The organism is Synechococcus sp. OH2 (genome assembly GCF_047462155.1).
Lineage (GTDB): Bacteria > Cyanobacteriota > Cyanobacteriia > Thermostichales > Thermostichaceae > Thermostichus.
The window spans coordinates 23,300-30,404 of the sequence record NZ_JANSIR010000001.1; the positions used below are offsets into that span (position 1 = coordinate 23,300).

Here is a 7,105-nt window from a genome sequence, read left to right on the forward strand (position 1 = left end):
TTCCGAGCGTTGACGGGTAAGAACCGCCTGCAGACGGTGTCGCTCCTCTACAGTTCCGGCAGCCTCCAGAGGGAGTTGCACCGTAACCCAACTCACCGATTCAATTGGCTGCAAGTCCTCGACAATCAATTGCACCTGTTCATCCCGCTGATCCACCTTGGCCCAGATCAATAGCCGTTGATCCACCTCCAGGCGATGGCGCAAACGTTCGTAAGTCTTGGGGAAGATCACCGCTTCGCAACTGCCGGTGAGATCTTCCAGTTGCACAATGGCCATGCGATCCCCTTTCTTGGTGGTTACGGTTTTGATGGCGGTCACTAGGGCCAGAATGCCTACAGAAGTCTCGGCTGCGTAGCCGCTCAAATCCGAGAGGTTAACGGGAGCCAACAGGCGCGCCTGCTCTTGAATCCGCCGCAGCGGGTGATCCGAAACATAAAAACCCAACAGCTCCCGTTCCAGCCTTAACTTTTCTGGCGCTGGAAAATCTTCGGTAGCAGGCCCCCGCGGCGCTTCCATAAATCCCTGGCCATCACTGCTGTCGCTGCCCAACAAATCAAATAGGCTGGCTTGACCAATGGCTTTGGACTTGGCCCGCTCCGTCGCCCAGGTGAGAATGGGATCCAGATCCACCATTAATTGCTTGCGGTTGGGGGAAATACAATCAAAAGCGCCTGCACAGATCAGCGACTCGATGGCGCGACGGTTAACCAGGCGCAGATCCACCCGCTGGCAAAAGTCGGCCAAAGAGGTGAAGGGGCCCCCCGCCTGGCGGGCAGCCAGGATGTTTTGAATCGCCCCCTCACCCACATTCTTCACCGCCCCTAGACCAAACAAAATGCTGGATCCTTGGGGGGTAAAATCCAGCCCAGAGCGGTTGATATCGGGCGGTTGAATCTGGATCCCTATCGACAGACAATAGGTGATATAGCGCTGCACCTTATCTTGATCCCCTCCCACAGAAGAAAGCAGCGCCGCCATGTATTCTGTTGGATAATTGGCCTTGAGATAGGCTGTCTGGAAAGTAATCAGTCCATAGGCCGTAGAGTGGGATTTGTTGAAGCAATACTCGGCGAAAGCAACCATCTGGTCAAATAGTTCCGTGGCCACTTCCTTGGCCACACCTCGCTCCAAAGCTCCCCGGACGAATTGCTCTCGCTGTTGCTCCATCTCGGAAACTTTCTTTTTCCCCATCGCCCGCCGCAGCAGGTCGGCCTGGCCCAGGGTATAGCCGGCCATGTCCTGGGCAATGCGCATGATCTGTTCTTGGTAGAGAATGGCGCCATAGGTATCTTGAAGGATTGGCTTGAGGAGATCGTGGGCATAGGTTACCGGCTTGCGGCCATGTTTGCGATCGATAAAGTCTGGGATCATGCCCGTATCCAATGGCCCCGGTCGGTAAAGAGCCAAGACCGAGGAAATGTCTTCTAAGTTGGAAGGCTTGAGCTCTCGCACCACCTGCTTCATCCCAGAAGATTCCAGTTGGAAGATCCCTTCCAGCTCTCCCTTTTCCAAAAGTTGGTAGGTTTTCTCGTCATCCAAGGGTAGGTTATCCAGGTCGATGGTGACCCCTCTGTGCTCTCGAATCAGCTCCACAGCCCGCTGGATCATCGTCAGGTTGCGCAGCCCCAAAAAGTCCATCTTCAGCAGGCCCAGAGACTCAATATCTTCCATCGAGTACTGGGTAATGATTTGGCCTTCGTTATTGTACTGCAAAGGCACAATTTCATCCAAGGGATCCTTAGAAATAACTACACCGGCAGCGTGAACCCCAAAGGTTTTGTTGGTGCCTTCCAACAGGCGGGCCAGCTCGATCCAGCGGTGAGTGGTTGGGTCTTTCTCGTATTTTTCTTTGAACTCTGGAGCCGGCGTGTTCTCGCCGATCATCTCCTCCAGTTTGGCAGGCTTACCCCGCGATACCGGGATCAGCTTTGCCATTTTGTCGGCTTCGGCATAGGGAATATCGAGCACCCGGGCAACATCTTTGAGAATAGCTTTGGAAGTCATGCGGTTAAAGGTGATGATTTGGGCCACTCGCTCTTGACCATACTTGCGGGTTACATAGTCGATCAGCTCTCCCCGCCGCTCGATGCAGAAATCGGTATCGATATCCGGCATCGATTGCCGTTCTGGGTTGAGAAAACGCTCGAAGAGCAACCCATATTTGACGGGGTCAATATTGGTAATTTGCAGGGCATAGGCCACCAGGGATCCGGCTGCCGAACCGCGGCCTGGGCCTACTGGGATCCCGTGCTCGCGGGCATAGCGAATGTAGTCCCAAACCACCAGGAAATAGCTGGAGAAGCCTTTTTGTTGGATGATGCTTAGTTCAAAGCGCAGGCGCTCCTGATAGTTTTCCGGAATCTGATCTGGATAGGCAACGCCGCAGCGCTTTGCCAACCCCTGCCAGGCCAATTCGGTGAGATAGCTATCGGCAGAATGGCCCGGTGGAACCGGGTAGTCGGGCATGCGCATTTCCCCAAATAGGTCGTAGCCCTCGATCTTTTCCAGCACCTTGAGGGTGTTGGCAATGGCTTCATCGATCACCTCTTGCTCCAGGTGGTCGCGGCAGAGGCGGCGCATTTCTTCTGGGCTTTTCAGGTATTCCGTCCCACTGTAGCGAAGGCGATCTTTCTCGGTGAGAGATTTGCCTGTTTGGATGCAGAGCAGGGCATCGTGGGCCTCCACATCCCAGCAGGAGATGAAGTGGCTATCATTGGTGAGGATGATCGGGATCCCCAATTCGCGAGCAATGCGCACCAATTGCACATTGACAAAGCGGTCTTCTCGATAGCCGTGATCCTGGATCTCAATGTAGTAATCGTCTCCAAACTGTTCTTGATACCAGGCGGCAACCTGGCGGGCAATTTCTGGCCGCCCCTGCAAAATGGCCTGGGGCACTTCCCCAGCTCGACAGCCGCTGGTCACGATCAACCCCTCTTTGTATTGGGCCAAATACTCTTTGTTGATGCAGGGGCGAGCAAAGATCCCCTTGCCTTGAACGCCGTGGAGATGGGAAATAGTGGTTAGCTTCACCAAGTTTTTATAGCCCTGGGTGTTTTTGGCTAGAACCACTTGGTGATACTTGGGATACTTGCGGCTTTTGTCTCGAATATCGCCGTTGATAACATACATCTCGTTGCCAATAATCGGCTTGATCCCTTTGCTTTTACACAGTTTCACCAGCTCAATGGCCCCATACATGACGCCGTGATCGGTCAGGGCCAGTCCTGGCAAACCCATCGCCACCACCTGCTCAATCAAACGCGGCAATTGGCTAGCCCCGTCCAGAAGGCTGTACTCGCTGTGCAAGTGCAAGGGGACAAAAGACATGGCAACGCTATGGGTAGAGGGATCCCTTCAACCTTAGCCCAGCGCCCCTTTTTCCAGTTGCCGCCAGCTGCCGCTACAGTAAAGTCAGGCCGACGTTTTCTCCCTTTGCTTGCATGGAGACTCCCCTTCGCCTCACCCAATACTCCCACGGCGGCGGCTGCGGCTGCAAAATTGCCCCGGCGCTGCTGCAGCAGATTCTTAAGGAGCTGCCTCTTCTTTGGTCAGATCCGGCCCTGTTGGTGGGGGCTGAAACGAGCGACGATGCCGCCGTCTACCAACTCAACGACGAGCAGGCCCTGATCCTAACCACCGACTTTTTCATGCCCATCGTGGACGATCCGGTGGATTTTGGCCGCATTGCCGCAGCCAACGCCCTCTCTGACGTTTACGCAATGGGGGGTAGGCCCATTCTCGCCCTCGCCATTTTGGGCATGCCAGTCAACACCCTGCCCCTGTCGGCTATTCGGGAGATCATGGCCGGGGGAATCCAGATCTGTCAGGAAGCCGGGATCCCTTTGGCCGGGGGGCACTCCATCGATTCGCCCGAGCCCATCTTCGGCTTGGTGGCGGCAGGCCTGGCCCACCCGCAGCACATCCGCCGCAACGCCACGGCTCAGCCCGGCGACGACCTCATCCTAACCAAGCCGCTGGGGATCGGGGTGATGACCACTGCCCTAAAAAAGGGTCAGCTTAGCGCAGCGGGCTACGCCGAGGTTTTGCAGGTGATGACTCAGCTTAACCGCATCGGCCCGCAACTGGCGCGGCGACCCCAGGTTCACGCCCTAACCGATGTAACGGGGTTTGGCCTCTTGGGACACTTGCTAGAGGTCTGTCGTGGCTCAGGGGTAAGCGCCGAGCTGGATTTGGCTGCCATTCCCTTTTTGCCCGAGGCCCTCTCCTTGGCGGAGGCGGGGATCTTCCCAGGTGCAGCCCGCCGCAACTGGCAAGGCTATGAAGGCGTAGAGGCCGACTCTCTACCGGAGTGCCAGCAGTTGCTCTTGGCGGATCCGCAAACCAGCGGCGGCTTACTGCTGGCGGTGGATCCCGCCTTCACCGCAGAGCTTTTGCAAGAGCTCCACAGCGCCGGCTACTCCTATGCTCGCCGCATTGGCCGCTGCCAGGCCGGCGAAGGGATCGCCATTCGGGTTGTCGGCGAGATCCAAACCCCCCGCCAGTAGCTTGGGGGAAGGCCACGTTTGGCCCTCTCCCCCCAATCTATGAAGATTTGGTCAAGCAGAGCTGCGAAAGTTGAAGATCTCATGTAAGGGGAAGGGGAGCTGAGATATCTTAAAGAGGTATGAACGAGCCCTCTCCCAACAGCCATAGCCTGGTTCAGTGGGTTGAGCCAGGTCAACTGATTCGCAGCCTCAGCAGCGGCCAATTGCTGATGGTGGATCCGCAGCGGCACAACGCCTTGATCATCTGCAAGACGTTTCATGCCGAGTTTGCCGGGCCGGGCGCTGCGGTGGGGGGGCCCTTGGATGTGGAGTCGAGCAGCGTGATCCCGATTGGGGATGTGGCTCTGTTGCATCCTCAGGGCTATCAAGAGCGGCAAAACGCCTATACCAAGCGGCTGCACTGGATGCGCTGGTTGCAGCAGATCACCGATAATCCTTTGCCGGCCCAGCGGGCGCGGATTTTGCTCTTTAGCTTGGAGGAGTTTTTCTCTGCGGAGTTGGTCAAGCAGTTGCCGGATGACATTTTGGCGCGGCTGGTGGGGGTGCTGCCGCAGACCATCGCCGCAGCTCGGATGGAAATGATGGCCCCCTGCAGCCGCAGCTATTCCCTGGCCGGCTAGGGGGATCCGTTCAAGATTGGACGGCGTGGGCAGTGTCTTCGAAATAACCCCAAAGCTTAGCTACACTAAAAGCCAACTTCGTTCTGGCAACTCGCCCAACCGGAACCCTGGCCTCATGCAGTGGTGGAAACGGCTGCGCCAAAATCGCTGGGCTCAAGTGGGAGCCTACATTCTCGTTTTTTTCTACGTCTGCGCCATTTTTGCCGAGTTTGTTGCCCCCTACAGCCCGCTGGAATCGCAGCCAGGGGGATCCCTTTTGCCCCCCACCGCCATTCACTTGTGGGATGAGTCGGGCGCTTGGCTGGGGCCCCACGTTTACCCCACCCGCCAGGGGCCGGTGGATCTGGAAACGGGCGAACGTCCGCTTTTGGTGGATAGCAGCCGTCCCGCCGGGATCCGCCTGTTTGTGGTCGGCACCCCTTACCGTTGGCTGGGGCTGATCCCCTGGGATCGACATTTGTTCGGCACCGTCCCCCTGCGGCCAGAGGAAGGGCTGCCGGTAGCGCGGCTGCACCTGCTGGGCACGGATGATCAGGGCCGCGACTACTTCAGCCGTCTGGTCTATGGCGGGCGCGTCAGCCTGTTTGTTGGCCTGGTGGGCATCGGCATCTCTTTTCCCATCGGCCTGCTGGTGGGGGCCATATCCGGCTACTTCGGCGGCTGGGTGGATACGCTGCTGATGCGGCTGACTGAGGTGTTGATGTCGATCCCAACCCTGTATTTGCTGGTGTCGCTGGCGGCGGTGTTGCAGGTGAACCCGCTGACCGGCGTGCCCTTCAGCAATGCCGAGCGCTTTTTGGTGATTGTGGCCATCCTCTCTTTTGTGGGTTGGGCGGGCTTGGCCAGGGTCATTCGGGGCCAGGTGCTGTCCTTGCGGGAGCGAGACTTTGTGCAGGCGGCGCGGGTGGCCGGGGCCGGATCCCTGTATCTGCTGGTGCGGCATATTCTGCCTCAGACCACCACCTACGTGGTGATCTCGGCAACCTTGGCGGTGCCCGGCTACATCGTGGCGGAGTCGGTGCTGAGCTTGATCGGCCTGGGGATCCAACAGCCGGATGCGTCTTGGGGAAATATGCTGTCGCTGGCCACCAATGCTTCGGTAATCATTCTGCAGCCTTGGCTGGTGCTAGCCCCCACCCTGATGGTGGTGCTCACCTCTTTGTCTTTTAACTTGCTGGGGGATGGTCTGCGAGATGCCCTCGACCCGCGGGATCCATTTTGAGGAGAAGCTGCTTCCGAATTGTGACGGTTCAGGGGAGATGCGAGGGTCTGCCGTTCACCGCTTTCCGTCCGGATAGAGCCGATTTAGCCCCTTGCGAGCCTTAGCATAAACATCCAAGGTGGCATTCATTTTTAGGATCTGGCGGTAAACTTGCTCGGCCCGGGCAATTTCCCCCTCCTGCTCCAACTTCTCGGCCAGCTTGAGCAAACTTTGGGCCGAGGGATCCGCCAAAGAACCCTGCTCCTGCAGTTGCTGCAGCTCTTCCAGGCGCTCCTGCACCATTGGTCGCAACAGCCAGGAATCATCCAGATCCAACACCTCTCGGTAGTAGCGCTGGGCCTCTTTGAAGTTCTTCTGCTCGTCGTAGGCTTCCGCCAGTTGCAGAGCCAGCTCCGCCGTGGGCCGATCCTTAAACTGGCGATGCAGTTGGTTCAGCCGCCGCAGGAAGGGGGATCCCTGCTGCGGGTTTTGTAAATCCGGGGCGTGTTGAACCGGCAGATAGTTGCTCCTCTCCGCCGATTGTTGAGGGGAAGGGGCAGGCTCCGCGGCTTGAGATCGAAGGGGCGTTTGACGGCTGATGCTTTTGGGGTCAATGGGGGCGGGCTTGTAGACCCAAACCGGCTGATCCGGAGAGGATGCCGGTGGGGTTGGGTGTGGGATCGGCTGGGGCAAGGGAATGGTCTTGCGCTCCGGCGGTTCAGAAGGGGGTTGCTTCAGTTCTGCAAGGGTGCCGGGAGGTTTGGGGGCTTGGAATT

The 7,105-nt window shown here is 57.8% G+C and carries 5 protein-coding genes; 3 read left to right on the plus strand and 2 right to left on the minus strand.

Features of this window, described 5'->3' with window-relative positions; all coding sequences use genetic code 11:
• Nucleotides 1–3,330 (minus strand): DNA polymerase III subunit alpha (locus NW835_RS00130; protein WP_414414197.1); only part of this gene is annotated, 3,330 nt, incomplete at its 3' end.
• Between the two features lie 113 nt (nucleotides 3,331–3,443).
• Here NW835_RS00130 and selD point away from each other — a divergent pair.
• The 3 genes from selD to NW835_RS00145 all read left to right on the plus strand — a co-directional run bounded on the left by selD (nucleotide 3,444) and on the right by NW835_RS00145 (nucleotide 6,350).
• On the plus strand, nucleotides 3,444–4,508 hold the full coding sequence (gene selD / locus NW835_RS00135) for a selenide, water dikinase SelD (protein WP_414414198.1): 1,065 nt from the start codon (nucleotides 3,444–3,446) through the stop codon (nucleotides 4,506–4,508).
• 119 nt (nucleotides 4,509–4,627) lie between these two features.
• The gene (locus NW835_RS00140; protein ID WP_414414199.1) at nucleotides 4,628–5,128 is read left to right on the plus strand and encodes a hypothetical protein; all 501 of its coding nucleotides are present in this window, start codon (nucleotides 4,628–4,630) and stop codon (nucleotides 5,126–5,128) included.
• Between the two features lie 115 nt (nucleotides 5,129–5,243).
• Nucleotides 5,244–6,350 (plus strand): ABC transporter permease, encoded by a 1,107-nt coding sequence (locus tag NW835_RS00145; protein ID WP_414414200.1) that lies wholly within the window; start codon nucleotides 5,244–5,246, stop codon nucleotides 6,348–6,350.
• Between the two features lie 54 nt (nucleotides 6,351–6,404).
• Here the strand turns inward: NW835_RS00145 and NW835_RS00150 are convergent.
• Nucleotides 6,405–7,105: tetratricopeptide repeat protein (locus tag NW835_RS00150; RefSeq protein ID WP_414414201.1), on the minus strand; the 701-nt coding region annotated here is incomplete at its 5' end.